Origin of the sequence: Burkholderia sp. AU31624, assembly GCF_020420065.1 — a bacterium.
In the GTDB taxonomy this organism is placed as follows: Bacteria; Pseudomonadota; Gammaproteobacteria; order Burkholderiales; family Burkholderiaceae; genus Burkholderia.
The window spans coordinates 559311-575104 of sequence record NZ_JAIZRT010000002.1; the positions used below are offsets into that span (position 1 = coordinate 559311).

17 protein-coding genes are annotated in these 15794 nt (G+C 67.1%); 9 read left to right on the forward strand and 8 right to left on the reverse strand.

Annotated features, from left to right (window positions below; all coding sequences use genetic code 11):
• Nucleotides 1-159: 159 nt before the first annotated feature.
• The 4 genes from LGM89_RS07825 (at nucleotide 160) to LGM89_RS07840 (ending at nucleotide 4328) form a co-directional block, all read left to right on the forward strand.
• On the forward strand, nucleotides 160-1695 hold the full coding sequence (locus LGM89_RS07825) for an amino acid permease (RefSeq protein ID WP_089497523.1): 1536 nt from the start codon (nucleotides 160-162) through the stop codon (nucleotides 1693-1695).
• A gap of 264 nt (nucleotides 1696-1959) precedes the next feature.
• Nucleotides 1960-2205, forward strand: a complete 246-nt coding sequence (locus tag LGM89_RS07830; RefSeq protein WP_089497522.1) for a DUF3717 domain-containing protein — start codon at nucleotides 1960-1962, stop codon at nucleotides 2203-2205.
• A 250-nt stretch (nucleotides 2206-2455) separates the two neighbouring features.
• On the forward strand, nucleotides 2456-3373 hold the full coding sequence (locus LGM89_RS07835) for a LysR family transcriptional regulator (RefSeq protein ID WP_011355987.1): 918 nt from the start codon (nucleotides 2456-2458) through the stop codon (nucleotides 3371-3373).
• 109 nt (nucleotides 3374-3482) lie between these two features.
• On the forward strand, nucleotides 3483-4328 hold the full coding sequence (locus tag LGM89_RS07840) for an alpha/beta fold hydrolase (RefSeq protein WP_226272778.1): 846 nt from the start codon (nucleotides 3483-3485) through the stop codon (nucleotides 4326-4328).
• Nucleotides 4329-4365: 37 nt separating this feature from the next.
• On the opposite strand, the gene LGM89_RS07845 is transcribed toward LGM89_RS07840, so the two are convergent.
• From LGM89_RS07845 to LGM89_RS07855, 3 genes are all read right to left on the reverse strand, one after another.
• On the reverse strand, nucleotides 4366-4719 hold the full coding sequence (locus LGM89_RS07845; RefSeq protein WP_089497520.1) for a hypothetical protein: 354 nt from the start codon (nucleotides 4717-4719) through the stop codon (nucleotides 4366-4368).
• A gap of 179 nt (nucleotides 4720-4898) precedes the next feature.
• Nucleotides 4899-6488, reverse strand: coding sequence for an intermembrane transport protein PqiB (locus tag LGM89_RS07850; protein WP_226272779.1), 1590 nt, complete (start codon nucleotides 6486-6488; stop codon nucleotides 4899-4901).
• Between the two features lie 38 nt (nucleotides 6489-6526).
• Nucleotides 6527-7189 (reverse strand): DUF3313 domain-containing protein, encoded by a 663-nt coding sequence (locus LGM89_RS07855; protein WP_089474336.1) that lies wholly within the window; start codon nucleotides 7187-7189, stop codon nucleotides 6527-6529.
• Between the two features lie 388 nt (nucleotides 7190-7577).
• Here LGM89_RS07855 and LGM89_RS07860 point away from each other — a divergent pair, with 388 nt between their 5' ends.
• A complete protein-coding gene (locus tag LGM89_RS07860) occupies nucleotides 7578-8180 on the forward strand; it encodes a TetR family transcriptional regulator (RefSeq protein WP_089474337.1) in 603 nt (200 codons plus the stop codon).
• 120 nt (nucleotides 8181-8300) lie between these two features.
• Here LGM89_RS07860 and LGM89_RS07865 read toward each other — a convergent pair whose 3' ends face one another.
• On the reverse strand, nucleotides 8301-8921 hold the full coding sequence (locus LGM89_RS07865) for a TetR/AcrR family transcriptional regulator (protein WP_089497519.1): 621 nt from the start codon (nucleotides 8919-8921) through the stop codon (nucleotides 8301-8303).
• 94 nt (nucleotides 8922-9015) lie between these two features.
• Here LGM89_RS07865 and LGM89_RS07870 point away from each other — a divergent pair, with 94 nt between their 5' ends.
• Entirely contained in the window at nucleotides 9016-10257 is a 1242-nt protein-coding gene (locus tag LGM89_RS07870) for a glycosyltransferase (protein WP_089497518.1), read from the forward strand.
• 20 nt (nucleotides 10258-10277) lie between these two features.
• Here LGM89_RS07870 and hutC read toward each other — a convergent pair whose 3' ends face one another.
• The 3 genes from hutC to LGM89_RS07885 all read right to left on the reverse strand — a co-directional run bounded on the left by hutC (nucleotide 10278) and on the right by LGM89_RS07885 (nucleotide 12784).
• Nucleotides 10278-10973: a histidine utilization repressor gene (gene hutC, locus LGM89_RS07875; protein ID WP_089428141.1), complete on the reverse strand. Its 696-nt coding sequence runs from the start codon at nucleotides 10971-10973 to the stop codon at nucleotides 10278-10280.
• 182 nt (nucleotides 10974-11155) lie between these two features.
• Entirely contained in the window at nucleotides 11156-12283 is a 1128-nt protein-coding gene (locus LGM89_RS07880) for a porin (protein ID WP_226272780.1), read from the reverse strand.
• 186 nt (nucleotides 12284-12469) lie between these two features.
• The gene (locus LGM89_RS07885; protein ID WP_226205746.1) at nucleotides 12470-12784 is read right to left on the reverse strand and encodes a hypothetical protein; all 315 of its coding nucleotides are present in this window, start codon (nucleotides 12782-12784) and stop codon (nucleotides 12470-12472) included.
• Nucleotides 12785-12873: 89 nt separating this feature from the next.
• On the opposite strand from LGM89_RS07885, the gene kdpF reads away from it, so the two are divergent.
• Nucleotides 12874-13200: a K(+)-transporting ATPase subunit F gene (gene kdpF, locus LGM89_RS37300; RefSeq protein ID WP_226205749.1), complete on the forward strand. Its 327-nt coding sequence runs from the start codon at nucleotides 12874-12876 to the stop codon at nucleotides 13198-13200.
• Here the strand turns inward: kdpF and LGM89_RS07895 are convergent.
• Nucleotides 13170-13340 carry a hypothetical protein gene (locus tag LGM89_RS07895; RefSeq protein ID WP_174975849.1) on the reverse strand — a complete coding sequence of 57 codons (171 nt, stop codon included), beginning with the start codon at nucleotides 13338-13340 and terminating at the stop codon, nucleotides 13170-13172. The genes kdpF and LGM89_RS07895 overlap by 31 nt on opposite strands.
• Here LGM89_RS07895 and kdpA point away from each other — a divergent pair.
• Both kdpA and kdpC read left to right on the forward strand, forming a co-directional pair.
• A complete protein-coding gene (gene kdpA / locus LGM89_RS07900; RefSeq protein ID WP_226272781.1) occupies nucleotides 13339-15042 on the forward strand; it encodes a potassium-transporting ATPase subunit KdpA in 1704 nt (567 codons plus the stop codon). The genes LGM89_RS07895 and kdpA overlap by 2 nt on opposite strands.
• 10 nt (nucleotides 15043-15052) lie before the next feature.
• On the forward strand, nucleotides 15053-15754 hold the full coding sequence (gene kdpC / locus LGM89_RS07905; RefSeq protein WP_226272782.1) for a potassium-transporting ATPase subunit KdpC: 702 nt from the start codon (nucleotides 15053-15055) through the stop codon (nucleotides 15752-15754).
• Nucleotides 15755-15794: the final 40 nt, after the last annotated feature.

The window sequence follows — 15794 nt, forward strand, 5'->3', positions numbered from 1 at the left end:
TGTCCCCGTGACGAATCAGGTAGAATCCGCGCTTCGCCGCAGGCGCCCGCCGCGCAACGCGTATCGGGGCCGCATCGAATGCATCGCAGGACGCGCACCGCGCTCCGATTTCGCATGCGCCGGCTACGGATGCCGGCCCGCTCAACGTTCGTCTCGTTTATGTCCGCAATTCCGAAATCCGACCCATCCGGTTCGTCAGCGAACCCACCCAAGCTTCATCGCGCGCTGAAGGCGCGCCACCTGACGATGATCGCCATCGGCGGCTCGATCGGCACGGGCCTGTTCGTCGCGTCCGGCGCGTCGATCTCGCAGGCCGGCCCCGGCGGCGCGATGGTCGCGTACATGGCGATCGGCCTGATGGTCTATTTCCTGATGACGAGCCTCGGCGAAATGGCCGCGTTCATGCCGGTGTCGGGCTCGTTCGCGACCTACGGCGCGAAGTACGTGGACGAAGGCTTCGGTTTCGCGCTCGGCTGGAACTACTGGTACAACTGGGCCGTAACGATCGCGGTGGAGCTGGTCGCCGCGCAGCTCGTGATGCATTACTGGTTTCCCAACGTGCCGGGCGTGTGGTGGAGCGCGGCGTTCCTCGGCGTGATGTTCCTGCTCAACGCGCTGACCGTGCGCGGCTTCGGTGAAGCCGAATACTGGTTCGCGCTGATCAAGGTCGTCACCGTGGTCGCGTTCATCGGCGTCGGCCTGCTGATGATCTTCGGCATTCTGAAGGGCGCGCCGAGCAACGGCTGGGGCAACCTGACGATCGGCGACGCACCGTTCGCGGGTGGCCTGCCGGCGCTGATGGGCGTCGCGATGATCGCGGGCTTCTCGTTCCAGGGCACCGAGCTGATCGGCGTCGCGGCGGGCGAATCGGAAAACCCCCGCACGACGATCCCGCGCGCGGTGCGCCAGGTGTTCTGGCGGATCCTGCTGTTCTACGTGTTCGCGATCTTCGTGATCGGCGTGCTGATTCCCTATACCGACCCGAACCTGCTGAAGACGGACGTGACCGACATCGGCGTGAGCCCGTTCACGCTCGTGTTCCGCCACGCGGGCCTTGCGTTCGCGGCCGGCGTGATGAACGCGGTGATCCTGACGGCCGTGCTGTCGGCCGGCAACTCGGGCATGTACGCGTCCACGCGGATGCTCTACAACCTCGCGACCGAAGGCCGCGCGCCGAAGATCTTCGCGAAGCTGTCGGCGGGCGGCGTGCCGCGCAATGCGCTGTACGCGACGACGGCCGTCGGCGCGTTGTGCTTCTTCACGTCGCTGTATGGCGACAAGACCGTGTACCTGTGGCTGCTGAACACGTCGGGGATGACCGGCTTCATCGCGTGGCTCGGCATCGCGGTCAGCCACTACCGGTTCCGCAAGGGCTACGTGAAGCAGGGCTATGCGCTCGACCAGCTGCCGTACCAGTCGAAGTGGTTCCCGTTCGGCCCGCTGTTCGCGTTCGTGCTGTGCCTCGTGATCGCGCTCGGCCAGGACTACCAGGCGTTCCTCGCGAACCGGATCGACTGGGCGGGCGTCGCCGCGACCTACGTCGGCATTCCGCTGTTCCTGGTCGTGTGGCTCGGCTTCCGGTTCCTGAAGAAGAGCCGCTTCGTGCGCTACGAAGACATGGAAATCGCGCCGTGGATCGCCGCGAGCCGTGGCGCGCAGCGGCAGCCGGTGGCGAACCGCGAAACCGCGGGCTGACGCGGGCGCGGCGCGTGGCCGCGTGACGTACGACGAAACGGGAAGCCTTGCGCTTCCCGTTTTTTTTGCCCGGCTTTTGCCTGTACGGGGTCAAAGCCGGTTATATTGCCCGACCCTACCGGGCCACGGCCCGGCCGGCGCGAGGCGCGCCGCGCGGATCGGCATCCGGCGCGCGCGACAGGCGGCGGCCGGCGAAACGCCCGGCGTTTTCATCGTTCCATCCGGGCCGATCCGGCCCGCGGAGCGCGCAACCCAGAGGAATCCATGAGCGCATCACCCGCCGAGCGGAAGGCCGGACCCGTTTCCATCGTGCGACTCGAAGCCGCGATCAACGCGTGGCGCGAAGTGTACCCGCCGGCGCCGGACGGCGAGGACGGCTACGCGCTCGACGCCGGCAGCAATTGCCTCGCGGAACTGTACGGCACGATGATCTGCTACAAACTGCCGGACGTGCCGCTCGACTCGCTGAGCGACGCGCAGCGCGACGCGCTCTACGCGACCGAGGTGTGATGCTCGGCCCACACGGTGCCGCGGCGCGGTATCGGTGAACGAACGGGAAGCGTTGCGGCTTCCCGTTTTGCTTTGCGCGGTGCCGGCCGCTGCTGCGCGCGCCATGCGGTTCGCGCCGGGATCGGTGCCGGCTGAGGTATCGTGACGGGATCGGGAAGCAGGGGACCGACCGGGCCGGTGTGGACGGCCGGCGCCCGCGCCGTGCGCGGTGCCGAATCAACATCCGTCGCCTGCCCGGGAGGATTCGAACATGGAGTTGAGACACCTCCGCTACTTCGTCGCGGTCGCCGAAGAGCGGAATTTCACGCGGGCGGCCGAACGGCTGCATATCGCGCAGCCGCCGCTGAGCCGGCAGATCCAGCAGCTCGAGGAAGCGCTCGGCGTGCCGCTGTTCGAGCGCAACGCACGGCCGCTGAAGCTGACCGACGCGGGCCGCTTCTTCTATTCGCACGCGGTGCAGCTGCTCGCGCAGACGACCGAACTCGAATCGATGACGAAGCGGGTCGGCAAGATCGAGCGCAGCATGTCGGTCGGTTTCGTCGGTTCGACGCTGTACGGGATGCTGCCGAAGATCATCCGGCGCTTTCGCAGCGAGTATCCGGCGGTCGAGCTGAGCCTGCACGAGATGTCGACGATGGACCAGATCAAGGCGCTGAAGGAAGGGCGCATCGACGTCGGTTTCGGGCGCATCCGCCACGAGGATCCGAGCGTGCGGCGCGTCGTGCTGCGCGAGGAGCGGATGATCGTCGCGCTGCCGGTCGGCCATCCGCTCGACAGCGCGAAGCCGGTGCTGTCGCTGCACGATCTCGTGAACGACACGCTGATCATCTTTCCGAAGGCGCCGCGCCCGAGCTATGCGGACCAGGTGCTCGCGGCGTTTCACGATCGCGCGTTGCAGCCGCGCAAGATCTACGAGACGCGCGAACTGCAGATCGCGCTCGGCCTTGTCGCGATGGGCGAGGGCGTGTCGGTCGTACCGCACAGCGTGTACGGGCTGAAGCGCGACGACATCAGCTACAAGCCGCTCGACGATCCGAACCTCGTGTCGCCGATCATCATGAGCATGCGGATGCTCGACGAATCGGAGGATCTGCGCGCGATGCAGGCGCTGATCTACCGGCTGTACGACGAGGCGCAGATGGAGTATCTGCCGCCGCAACCCGAATGAACGCGCGGGCGGTGGGGGCTTGCTTGACGCTGCACGCGGGCGCGGGCCAACATCGCAGGATTCGATACGGCCGCCGAGGGGCGGCCGCTTTCATGCAGACGACACACACATGACCGATATCCCGTTCGAGGAGACAACCGTCGAGACGCCGCAAGGGCGCCTCTTTGCGAAACGCTGGCGCGGTGGTCTGGCGCAACAGGCAGCGGGGGCGTTGAATGTAGGCGCACCTGGGCCGGCCGCGCCTGAGCCGGCCGCACCGATCGTGCTGCTGCACGATTCGCTCGGCTGCGTCGACCTGTGGCGCGACTTTCCCGCGCAGCTCGCGAGCGCCACGCAGCGCGACGTGATCGCATACGACCGCCTCGGCTTCGGCCGTTCCGATCGCCATCCGGGGACACTCGGCACGACGTTCGTGCGCGACGAGGCCGATCACGCGTTCGCGGCGCTGCTCGAGCAACTGGGCGTCGACGCGTTCGTCGCGCTCGGGCACAGCGTCGGCGGCGGGATGGCGGTCGGGTGTGCGGCCGCGCATCCGGAGCGTTGCCGCGCGCTGGTGACGATCGCCGCGCAGGCATTTGTCGAGGATCGCACGCTGGCCGGCATCCGCGACGCGGGGCAGCAGTTCGACGAACCGGGCCAGCTCGACCGGCTCGCGCGCTATCACGGCGACAAGGCCGAATGGGTGCTGCGCGCGTGGGTCGACACGTGGCTGTCGCCGGCGTTTCGCGACTGGAATCTCGACGACGACTTGCCGCGCGTGCAATGCGCGACGCTCGCGATTCACGGCGAAGACGACGAATATGGATCCGACGTGCATCCGAAGCGGATCGCCGCGCGCGTCGCGGGGCCGTCGTCGTATCTGTTGCTCGGCCAGTGTGGGCACATGCCGCACCGCGAGCGAACCGGCGACGTGCTGGCCGCCGTGATGACGTTCCTGCGCGACGCGCTCGCCTGAGCGCTGCTGCCACCGGCGGGCAGGTGCCCGCCGGCCGTCAGAACGCGAGCTGGATCGCGAGGTCGATCGCGAGCACGGCGATCGAGAGGCCGATCCCGAGGACCACATTCGGCAGCCGGTGCTCGAAGTCGCGATTGTCGCGACGCATTGCAGCGCCGAGCAGGAAGATCGCCTCGACGACGATCTGCAGTCCGACGAACATCAGCATCAGCAAATACTCGTAACCCATCTGCTTGAACGCGGCGAATTGCATCCCGTGATCGCGGATCCATTGGCCGACGCGCAGCAGTTCGTACACGAACAGCAAGGCGGGAAACAGGTAGCTGATGAAATAGGTCGGCGCGGTGGCGTGCCGTAGTTCGAGGTGGAAATGCTGATGCGTGGTTGCCATCACGAATCCCTCCTTGCAACGCATGATTGCGGTCGCGACGGCGGCGCGACAACGTGCAAACGAAGGGATTACCCGAAGCGTCGCGCGCGGCCGTACAACATCAGCATACTGCTGCACGGGAAATTTGGCATGCGAAGCGTGCGGCCGTCGTAAAAATGCATCGGCGTCGCGCGACGCGTCTATCGTGCCGGATGTGCCGAATGCGCGGCACCGGCCGGTTGCGTGGTGCGCGATGCATCCGGCAACAACCACTCCGGATGCTGCTCCAGATCGTCGGCCAACGCGCGTAGCGCACGCGAGGTTTGCGCGAATTGCGTCAGCGTGCGGCGCACGTTCGATGTATCCGCACCTTGTTGCGCGAGCATCGCCTGCGCGGCCGTGAAGGATTGCCGTGCGGTGCCCAGCGCGATGCGTGCACGCGGTGCGAGTTCGGTATCGAGTTGCCCGAACAGTGCGTTGGTATTCGCGAGCGCTGCGTTCAGATCCGTACCCATGCGATCGAGCGGCAACCGGGAAAGCGTGCCGGCGATATCGGTCATCCGTACGCGCAGCACGTCGAGCGTGCCGGGCACGGTCGGCAACGCGATCGGCGCGTGATTCGTGTCGACGGAGACGGGCAGGGCATTCGGGAACATGTCGAGCGCGACATACGAGCGGTTTGCGATCGGGTTGCCGACGCGCAACTGGCCACGCAAGCCGCGCGCGACGAGCGTGCGCAGCAGTGCCTTGCCGGCTTCGGACTCGCCGTTGCCGAGCACGTCGCGGTAGCGCTGCCCGAGGCGGTCGGGGTAGAGCCCCATCGTCACGCGCATCGTGACGTCGCCGCGCGCTGCATCGTATTCGGTGCCGACAGCCGTCACGTTGCCGAGTTCGATGCCGCGAAACTCCACCGGCGCGCCGACCTCGAGGCCGCGCAACGAACGATCGAAACGCATCACGACGGGCGCGGGCTGCGCGTTCGGCGTGCGCGTCGCGTCGATTTCATCATCGGCCACGCGAAAGCGTGCGCCGTCCGGTGCTGGGATGCTCGATGCGCGCCCGGGCGGCGAGGCGAACGCAAGGGCACCGCCGAGCAGCGCGGCGATCGACGGCGTGTCGAGCTTCATGCCGCCCGCGCCGAGTTGCAGGCCGAGGCCGCCGGCCTGCCACCAGCGCGTGTCGACGTCGACAGCCCGATCGAACGGCGCGGCGACGAACACGTCGATCGTGACACCGTGCCCGTCGGCATCGAGCGCATAGCCGGTCACCTGGCCCACGCGTGCGCGCCGGTGATAGATGGGCGAGCCGATCGCGACCGAGCCGAGCGATGCCGCGCGCAGCGTGTAGTGGCGGCCGCCTTCCTCCGTGATCGGTGGCGTGTCGAGCCCGGCAAACGTCGTGCGCGGTTCGCGCGAATGGCCGAGCGCGGCCGCGATATACGTACCGGACAGCACCGTATCGAGGCCGGAGAGGCCACCGGGCCCGATGCGCGGCCGCACGATCCAGAAGCGTGTGTCCGCCACCGCCAGTGCGTGCGCGTCGGCGTTCAGTCGCACATCGATCGTCACGCCCGGCTGCCCGCGCAACGCGCGAACGTGTGTGACGCGGCCGATTTCGACGTTGCGCAACCGCAGTGTCGATCGGCCGGCTGTCAGCCCGTCGGCGCTCGCGAAGGCGATCGTGATGGTCGGCCCGCGGTTGCCGAGCGACGTGATGCCCCATGCGATGCAGAGCGCGGCGGCTGCGAGCGGCGCGATCCAGAAGCGCGCCGCCCGCGAGCGGGCCGGCACGCATCTGCGCCACACGGGCCAACGTGTACGGGCGGGTTTCAGTCGAATTGCGCGACGAGTGCATCGGCGCCCTTGTCGATGCCCGTCCTGGCCGCGCTGAGCGCACCGAAACTCGCGCCGATGTTCATCGCATTCGGATACTGCTTCGTCACGTACGCATTGATCAGCCGGTTCGTCGCGGCATCGCGGATCTCCACCGCGTACATGACCGAGCCCGTGAACGCGCCTTCGCGGCCGCGGATCGCCTGCACGCCGTTGTACACGTTGCCCGCGAGATCGAAGTGTGCGAATGCGCCGGCAAACGTGGTCGTCGTCACGGCGCCCGTCAGCGTCAGCTTCACGCGCAGCGTGCCGGGGCCCGGCGTGTTCGTCAGCTCGAAGCGCTTGCTCAGCTTCTTCGCGAACGTGTCGCCCATGTACGCGGCGAGCGTCGTCTTGTCCTGGTCGGACAGGTCGCCGAACTGATGGTCGGTGCCGCGGTAGATGGCCACCGGGTCGAGGATCAGCTTCCGGTACGTGTGCCAGTCCGCCGGCAATGCGTAGCGGTAGGGCACACGCCCGGACTTGTCCTGCGGATCGCTGCGCAGGTACGGCGACGATTCGATGCTGCTGTAGCGGGCGGGCTGGACGCCGGCGCATCCGGCGAGCACGACGCAGAGCGCGGCGTTGAGCAGGTGGCTGGACTTGAACAAGGGGTTCATCTGACGCTCCGGGTCGGGATTCGCGCCGGTGGAGCCGGGCGAAGGGTGGTGAAACAGGGCGGCATTGCCGCTTCGGGTTTGCAAAAAAACCAACCAGACGGTTTGTTTTTGAGGTGCAGCAACCCCATGAATATCGGGAGCGACAAGCCGTCGGGCAGGGTCGATCGGCCGGACAGCCAGGCTGCAGGTGGCGCTTGCGCCGCGCCGCGCGACGCGCGGTGCGGTCCGGCATCCGACAGGGGCCGATGCGGGAGCCGATCGTAGCACCGCCATTTCTGGAAGTAAACCGACCAGGCGGTTTGTTTGTGATAGACTCCGCGCACTTCCTTCATGCGATCCCGCCGGTCCGGCGCGGTCGCATGGTACGACTCCATAGCGGGGACAGTTCATGGACAACCCGACGCGTTCCGAGCGAACGCGCACTGCCGCAATCCAGGCGGCGCTCGCGATTCTCGAGCGCGACGGCCCGGGCAAGCTCACGTTCGACGCGATTTCACGCGAAAGCGGCATCAGCAAGGGCGGGCTGATGCACCAGTTCCGCACGAAAGGCGATGTGCTGAACGCGCTGATGGAACACCAGCAGGACTACTACCAACGATTCCAGCGCGACTATCTGGCCGCGCGCGATCCGGGTGCGGGGCAGCCGACGCTGTCCGCGCAGATCGCGACGATGCGCGAAGTGATCGACCAGCAGCCGTCGGCGGCGCTCGCGATCATGGCGGCGCTGGTCGAGGATCCCGCGCCGCTGCAGCAGGTGAGGGATATCGACGCAGAGAACGTGAAGCGCATCGCGGCCGAATCCGGCGATCCGGATCTTGCATTGCTGCGCTGGAAGGCGGCGTGGGGGCTCGCGCTCTCGGCGATGTTCGGGCTGTGCCCGCTGTCGGCCGACGAGCGCGCACGGCTGTTCGACCGGTTGCTCGACGAGACGCAATGGCCGTCGGGCGGCGACGCTGCCGCACCGGCCGCGAAATCGTCACGAAAGAAATGAAGCGCGCGTTCGTTGCCTGCGGGGTGGCGGTCGCCCGCTTCGGGCGCTCGCTGCTCTCGGTCGTGCTCGGGCGCTTGTGATCCGGTGAGCGCCTGACCGGTCAACGCTTACCGGCGCCGCTCAGCCTTTCGCTTGAGCACCTTCGACGAACAGCTTCGCGACCGCCTGGAACTCCCGTTTCAGCGACAGCCCCGGCAGGCTCAGCCAGCGCAGCATCGCCGCGAGATACAGGTGATGGAACCACGTCGCGAGCTGGTCGGCCCGCAGCGTGCCGTTCAGTTCGCCGGATTGTTGCCCGGCCGCGATCAGTTGCTGCCACACGAGCGCGATATCGCTGCCGTTCTCTCCACCGCTTGCCGCTTCAACCGTTCCGATGCTCAGGAAGCGATGGCGCAAATACGCGAGCAGATACGCGGGATGCTGCTCGCACCACGCAGCCGACGCATCGAGCACGCAGTCGATGCGTGACGCGAAGGTCTTGCGCCGCGCGACGTCGCGTTGCAGATGCGCGAGATCGCGTGCGAGTTCACCCTCCAGCCAGTGCGCGAGCACGGCTTCCTTCGTTGCAAAGTGGTTGTACAGCGTGCGTTTCGCGACATCGGCTTGCGCGGCGATCTGTTCCATCGTGACCGCTTCATAGCCGTGCGCGTCGAACAGGCGTGCACCGGTGGCGGCGAGATGCGCGAGCATCTGGATGCGCTTGCGGGCGCGGCGGCCCGGATCGTCGGTCGGAGTCGGCATGGCGGGGGATTGACTGAAAGTGCACGAGTTGCATTAGTATACGACGTGCATTTTTCTGAATCCACTCATTGCCGCCGTGCACGAGGAGTCACGCATGAAGCTCGTCATCGCCACCTACGGCACCGAAGGCGACACGCGCCCGCTCGCGGCGCTCGGCCGTGCGTTGATCGAGGCCGGCCACGATGTCCGGCTGCTGGCCGATGCGGCGACGCTCGGGTCGGCAGTGGCGCTTGGTGTGCCGTCGGCGTCGTTGTCCGGTGATATCCGCGGGGCGATTGCGCCGGATGGCGCATTGGCCGACGCGGTGCGCGGGCGCGGCGGCTTCAATGACACGTCGAAGGCGCTCGCGGCGATCGCCAATGCGAACACGGGCGCGTGGATGCGCGAAATCGCGGATGCATCGGAAGGCTGCGACGCAATCCTCGTGTCGGGGCTCGCATCGTTCGTCGGCTTGTCGGTCGCCGAGTATCGCGGCGTGCCGGCGATCGGCACCGGCATGATCCCGATCACACCCACCACCGAATTCGCGTCGCCGTTCCTGCCGCCGGGGAAGGTGCCGCGCTGGCTGAACCGCGCAAGCCACCGGTTCGTGAACGCGCTGCTGTGGCAGGCGTTCAGGAAGGCGACGAATGCGGCACGCGCGAGCGTGTGCGGGTTGCCGCCGCGCAAGCAGGTGTGGACCGATCATCCGATGCTGTACGGCGTGTCGCCGGCGCTGCTGTCCGGCCCGGGCGACTGGCCGTCGAATGTGCAGGCATGCGGCCAGTGGCGGATCGATGCGCGGGCATGGGCGCCGTCGCCTGATCTCTCGACCTTTCTCGAAGCGGGCGATCCGCCCGTGTACGTCGGATTCGGCAGCATGGCCGGCTTCGATCGCGCCGCGATGGTCGATGCATTGATGCACGCACTCGCCGGTCGGCGCGCGTTGTTCTATCCGGGCTGGAGCGGTATCGAAGCGTCGATGCTGCCGAAGAACGTTCACGTGATCGGCGATACGCCGCATGACTGGCTGTTCCCGCAGGTATCGATGGCAATCCATCACGGCGGATCGGGCACCACGCATTCGGCTGCGCGGGCCGGCATTCCGTCGGTCGTCGTGCCGTTCGCGGGCGATCAGTTCTTCTGGGCGAACCGGCTGCAGCGACTCGGCGTGGCGGATGCGCCGGTCGCGGGGCGGCGCATGGACGCTGCCGCACTGGCGCAGGCCATCGCATTCGCTGAACGGGGCGAAACGCAAGCGCGCGCGATAGAACTCGGCGCGCGCATCGCACAAGAGGAAGGCTTGAAACGGGCCGTCAGTGCGATCGAGCGATGGGGGCAGCCGGGCGCGCGGTAAGCCCGCGCCTCCACCTCAGCTCAGAAATGCCCGGTGAACCGGTAACGGCTGCCCGGGTGCCACAGATTGGCGACCGACGCGACCATCCCCTGCGACCACGTGCGCCGATGCAGCAGCAGGCACGGCTCGCGGTCGTCCATCGTCAGGTGACGGCGCGTTTCGGCGTCGGGCATCGCGGCCTCGATCCGGTATTCGACGCGCTGCAGCGGCGCGACGCGCGTCAGGTACTGGTTCGGCGTCGTGGTCGTGAAGTCCTGCAACGCGTATTCGGGCGCGCAGGCCGGATTGACCCAGCGCTCCTCGAGCTGCACCGGCGTGTCGTTCTCGAAGTGCAGCACGCGCGAATGGAAGATCGGGCTGCCCGTGTCGATCTGCAACTCGTCGGCGAGCTTCGCATCGGCGACGGCCGCACCCACCTGCAGCACCTGCGCACGATAGCCGTGGCCACGCGCGGCGACTTCGTCCGAGATGCTGCGGATCGCGACGAGCGTCGATTCGTACTTCGGCGACGCGACGTACGTGCCGGAGCCGCGCGTGCGCGTAAGCACCTGCTCGGCGGTCAGCTCGCGCAGCGCGCGGTTGACGGTCATCCGCGCGACGTTGAATTCGCGCGCCAGCTCGTTCTCCGACGGCACCTGGTCGCCTTCCGCCCATTCGCCGGCATGAATGCGCGCGAGGATGAAGTCCTTGATTTCCTGATAGATCGGTGTGGTCATGGGATCACGATTCCAGAGTCGGCAGCGGCCCGCCGCCGAATGCCGATCCGGCGCGTGCCCGGCGCCGAGTGTACCGGTTTCGCAGGCGCGCGGGCCCGGATTCCCCGAATGATCCCTGTTCGGCCGGCCCGCGTCCATGCGGGATTGCACAGAGCGGCCGGCCGCTGGCGGCTGGCGTGCGGTCAGAACCGATGCCGGATGCCGACCGTCCCGACCACCTGAGTATTGTTCGACGAAGGCGCGAGCCCCGTGACGTTCGCGAACCCGAGCGTCGCGCCCGCCGGCACGCCGAACTGGTGCTGGTAGACGGTTTCCGCGTACACGTCGGTGCGCTTGCTCAGCGCGTAGTCGGCCATCAGCGTCACCTGGTGCCATTTCGGCCGATGGCTGCCGGTGGCGTCGTCGTAGCGGCCGTTGGTGAACGTATAGGCGCCGGCGAACGAAACGGCCGGCGTCAGCGCATAGCGCGCGTTGACCTCGAAGTTGTCGAAGCGCAGCGCGTTCAGCGCGCCGGGCAGCGACGATGCGGCCGTTTCGTCGAACATCGAATGCGTCCACAGCGCGCCGAGCGTCAGCCGGTCGAACGCGTAGCTGCCGCCCGCGCCCATTACGCGCTGGCGCACGGCCGGGAAGTTCGGCCCGTCGTTGGCCGACAGCGCGCCGCCGGCCGTCAGGCCGCCGCGGTTGAGCTGCAGGTACGCGGCGCCGAGGCTGACCGGCCCGTTCGCATACGACACGCCCGCGCTGTATGCGCGGTTGTTCGCGAAGCCGCCGGCCGCGTTGCTGAACCCGTACAGGCCGCCGAACTGCCAGCCGGCGAGCGTCGGGCTCGTGTATTTCACCGCGTTGTCGATGTAGAACGAATCGTCGAGGTTGTCGTTGTCGAACGGATGCGACGCGAGATTGTTGCCGTCGCCGTTGTTCGCCATCGCGAGCGGGCCGAGATAATCGACCACGGCATCGTACTGGCGGCCGAGCGTCAGCGCGCCGTACGGGTCGCTCTGCAGGCCGACGTACGCGCGGCGGCCGAACATCGTGTTCTTGTAGGACTGCGTGCCGTTGTTCAGGTTGAAGCCGTTTTCGAGGCGAAACAGCGCATGCAGGCCGCCGCCGAGATCCTCGTTGCCGCTCAGGCCGAAGACGGTATTCGACAGCAGCCCGCTGCCTTGCTGCCACGCGCTCTTACCCGACTGGTTGTTCGTATAGACGATACCTGCATCGAGCATCCCGTAGAGCGTGACGCTGCTTTGCGCGTGCGCGGCGGCGCTGAGGAACGCGAGGGAGAGGGTACCGGCGACTGCTTTTTTCATGGTGAGTGCTTCCTGGAAAGGCCCGTAGCGACGGGAACGACGATCCGGCGCGCATGCCGGCGGCGAGCGTGCGCGGCTCGTGACGAAGACGAACCGCACGCGTTCGCGTCGGCAACGCGCGTTCGAATCGATGAGAGTGGGAGCGGGCGCGTGATGCGTGTCACGCGCGGCCGCATTGGAGGCCGGCTAGTGCTGCAGCAGGCGGATCGTGCCGAATTCAGCGGCCGGCAGCAGGCGGAGGATCGACAGGATGGCGGGCGATGCTTGCGACCGCGCGACTTCGAGCTCGATGCACGCGCGCCCGGTGCGATTGTCGATCGCGGCCGTGTAGAAATTGAGCGCGGTGCCGACCGCCTGGTGCAGCAGGCGCCGCACGACGGCGAGGTTGTCCGATTCGACACGGATCGACAGCAGCACGCGTTCGTCGGCAGGGCACCGGCGCCGCGCACGAACGGGCGGCAGGTCGCGTGAGGCAGCGGTTGCGGTTCTGGTCGGTTTCATGCTGGCATCCCCGGGTCGCATCGTGCTCCGCACCGCGGAGATCTCGTCTTGGACATGTCGCCCATTCTAGGAATCGCGGTGAAGATACGGTGTATAGACTCGTATTGGCCCTGAAAAGAACGCATAAAAACGCCATCGCCGCCGGCTTTCGTCTTTACAGCTTTTTTACTTTGCGTAAGGAAATTGAACACCGCTTTGATACGCGGATTTCTACACTGTCGCATCCCATTCGCCAACTGAGCATGGGGGCGTCATACGGGCCTGCGCCGCAACGGCAAGGCTCGATGCGCCGACGATCGCGCGGCATTGCTGCGCATAGAAAAAAGGGGAAAGCCATGTTGTGGATCACCGGCGCGTTGTCGCTCGCGCTCTTTATCTATCTGTTTCATGCGTTGATCCAACCCGAGCGGTATTGATCGGCGCGATTCAACAGGAATTCGAAAATATCGGTGAATGTCATGAGCGATCTGCTTTTCATCTTGTTCACGCTCGCGTTCTTTGCCTTGACGGCCGGTTTCATCACCGGCCTTGACCGGATCTGAGCGAGCGTCGACATGTTCAACAATCTCATTCAATTCGCGATCGTTCTCGCGATCATGCTGGCGCTGGTGCCCGTCGTCGGGAAATGGCTCGCGCACGCTTTTACGAGCCCGCGCCACGCGTGGGTCGAACGCCGGACCTATGCGCTGCTCGGCGTGAATCCCGACGAAGCGATGTCGTGGCAGCGCTACGGCATGGTGCTGCTGCTCAGCAACGCCGGGATGATGCTGCTCGGCTATCTGCTGCTGCGCATCCAGGACACGCTGCCGTTCGACGCGCTGCAGCGCGCGTCGCAAAGCCCCGACCTCGCGTTCAACACCGCCGCGTCGTTCATCACGAACACGAACTGGCAGGCGTATGCGGGCGAAAGCAGCCTGTCGAACTTCTCGCAGATGGCCGTCATCACGTTCCTGATGGTGGTCAGCGCGGCCACCGGCGTCGCGGCCGCGGGCGGCTTCATCCGCGGGCTGAGCCGCAAGAGTGCGGCGGACCTCGGCAACTACTGGGTCGATTTCACGCGCGTGACCTATCGCGTGCTGCTGCCGCTCAGCTTCGTGATGGCGCTCGTGTACGTGTGGCAGGGCATGCCGCAGACGCTCGCGTCCGACGCATGGGCGACCACGCTCGAAGGCGCGCGCCAGCAGATCGTGATGGGGCCCGTGGCCAGCCTCGAATCGATCAAGCATATCGGCACGAACGGCGGCGGCTTCTTCAGCATGAACGCCGCGCATCCGTTCGAGAACCCGACGCCGCTCACCAACACGCTGCACATGCTGTCGATGCTGCTGATTCCGTCCGCGCTGACCTACGCGCTCGGCACGATGATCGGCCGGCGCCGCCAGGGTTGGGTGATCCTCGCCGCGTTCGTCGTGATGTTCGTCGGCTTCCTGGCCGTGATCTATTCGGCCGAGCAGCACGGCAACCCGCTCGTGACCGGGCTCGGCGTCGATCCGCAACTGAGCGCCACGCAGCCGGGCGGCAACATGGAAGGCAAGGAGATGCGTTTCGGCATCGCGCAGACGAGCCTGTTCGCCACCGTCACGACGGCCGCGACCACCGGGTCGGTCGATGCGATGCATGACTCGCTGACGCCGCTCGGCGGGCTCGTGCCGATCGCGCAGATGATGCTGAACAACGTGTTCGGCGGCGACGGCGTCGGGCTGATCAACCTGTTCACGTTCGCGATCCTCACGGTGTTCCTGGTCGGGATGATGATCGGGCGCACGCCGGAATTCCTCGGCAAGAAGATCGAGGCGCGCGAGATGAAGCTCGTGATGCTCGCGGTGCTCGCGCATCCGTTCAGCATCCTCGGCTTCACCGCGGTGGCCGCGATGCTGCATTCGACGATGGACAGCCTCGCGAACCTCGGCCCGCACGGCTTCAGCGAAGTGCTGTATGCCTATACGTCGGGCACGGCCAACAACGGCTCCGCGTTCGCGGGCCTGAATGCGAACACGCCGTTCTTCAACACGACGATCGGCTTCGCGATGCTGATCGGCCGCTACCTGACGCTGCTGCCGATGCTCGCGGTCGCGGGCAGCCTCGCCGCGAAGACGGGCGTGCCGGAAAGCGCGGGCACGCTGTCGACGTCGACGGGCCTGTTCGCCGGCCTGCTGGTCTTCGTGATCCTGGTCGTCGGTGGCCTCACGTTCCTGCCGGCGCTCGCGCTCGGCCCGATCGTCGAGCACCTGATGATGTCGGGCGGCCAACTGTTCTGAGGAAAACATCATGATGCAAGGCAATCGCCAGGCAGCGGCCGCCGCCGCGCCGGCACCCGGTTCTTCGTTCGGCGCGGCGACGCGCGGCCTCGTGCGGCCCGTGATCGCGTCGTCGGTGCTGTTCATGCTCGTCACGGGCATCGCGTATCCGCTGCTCACCACCGGCGTCGCGAACGTGCTGTTCCCGTCGCAGGCGCGCGGCAGTCTCGTGCAGCAGCACGGCACGACGGTCGGCTCGGCGGTGATCGGGCAGCAGTTCACGCGTGCCGGCTACTTCCACGGGCGGCCGAGCGCGACGGTCGGCACCGATCCGGCCGATCCGTCGAAGACGGTCGACCAGCCGTACAACGCGGCCGGCAGCGGCGCCAGCAACCAGGGCGCCACCAGCAAGAAGCTGCTCGCGGATATCGCGCAGCGCGTGCGCGCGTACCGGCAGGAGAACGCACTCGCCGCCGGCACGCCGGTGCCGGCGGATGCGGTGACCGCATCGGCGTCGGGGCTCGATCCCGAGATCTCGGTCGCGAATGCGCGGCTGCAAGCGGCACGCGTCGCGCAGGCACGCGGTGTCGATGCCGCGCAGGTCGCGGCGCTGGTCGATCGGATCGCCTTGCCGCGCCAGCTCGGCGTACTCGGCGAACCGCGCGTGCGCGTGCTCGACCTGAACCTCGCGCTGGACCGCGCATTCGGCCAGGCGGCCGGCGCGAAGCAATAGCAGGAACCACGGAGTCACTCATGTCCCATATCGAAACCCC

Coding starts and splice junctions, on each gene's coding strand:
- kdpA (WP_226272781.1), top strand. CDS start 13,339: ATGTTCAACAATCTCATTCAATTCGCGATCGTTCTCGCGATCATGCTG.
- LGM89_RS07880 (WP_226272780.1), bottom strand. CDS start 12,283: ATGAAAAAAGCAGTCGCCGGTACCCTCTCCCTCGCGTTCCTCAGCGCC.
- LGM89_RS07865 (WP_089497519.1), bottom strand. CDS start 8,921: ATGCCGACTCCGACCGACGATCCGGGCCGCCGCGCCCGCAAGCGCATC.
- LGM89_RS07885 (WP_226205746.1), bottom strand. CDS start 12,784: ATGAAACCGACCAGAACCGCAACCGCTGCCTCACGCGACCTGCCGCCC.
- LGM89_RS07830 (WP_089497522.1), top strand. CDS start 1,960: ATGAGCGCATCACCCGCCGAGCGGAAGGCCGGACCCGTTTCCATCGTG.
- LGM89_RS07825 (WP_089497523.1), top strand. CDS start 160: ATGTCCGCAATTCCGAAATCCGACCCATCCGGTTCGTCAGCGAACCCA.
- hutC (WP_089428141.1), bottom strand. CDS start 10,973: ATGACCACACCGATCTATCAGGAAATCAAGGACTTCATCCTCGCGCGC.
- LGM89_RS07895 (WP_174975849.1), bottom strand. CDS start 13,340: ATGTCGACGCTCGCTCAGATCCGGTCAAGGCCGGTGATGAAACCGGCC.
- LGM89_RS07870 (WP_089497518.1), top strand. CDS start 9,016: ATGAAGCTCGTCATCGCCACCTACGGCACCGAAGGCGACACGCGCCCG.
- LGM89_RS07855 (WP_089474336.1), bottom strand. CDS start 7,189: ATGAACCCCTTGTTCAAGTCCAGCCACCTGCTCAACGCCGCGCTCTGC.
- LGM89_RS07835 (WP_011355987.1), top strand. CDS start 2,456: ATGGAGTTGAGACACCTCCGCTACTTCGTCGCGGTCGCCGAAGAGCGG.
- kdpC (WP_226272782.1), top strand. CDS start 15,053: ATGATGCAAGGCAATCGCCAGGCAGCGGCCGCCGCCGCGCCGGCACCC.
- LGM89_RS07860 (WP_089474337.1), top strand. CDS start 7,578: ATGGACAACCCGACGCGTTCCGAGCGAACGCGCACTGCCGCAATCCAG.
- LGM89_RS07845 (WP_089497520.1), bottom strand. CDS start 4,719: ATGGCAACCACGCATCAGCATTTCCACCTCGAACTACGGCACGCCACC.
- LGM89_RS07840 (WP_226272778.1), top strand. CDS start 3,483: ATGACCGATATCCCGTTCGAGGAGACAACCGTCGAGACGCCGCAAGGG.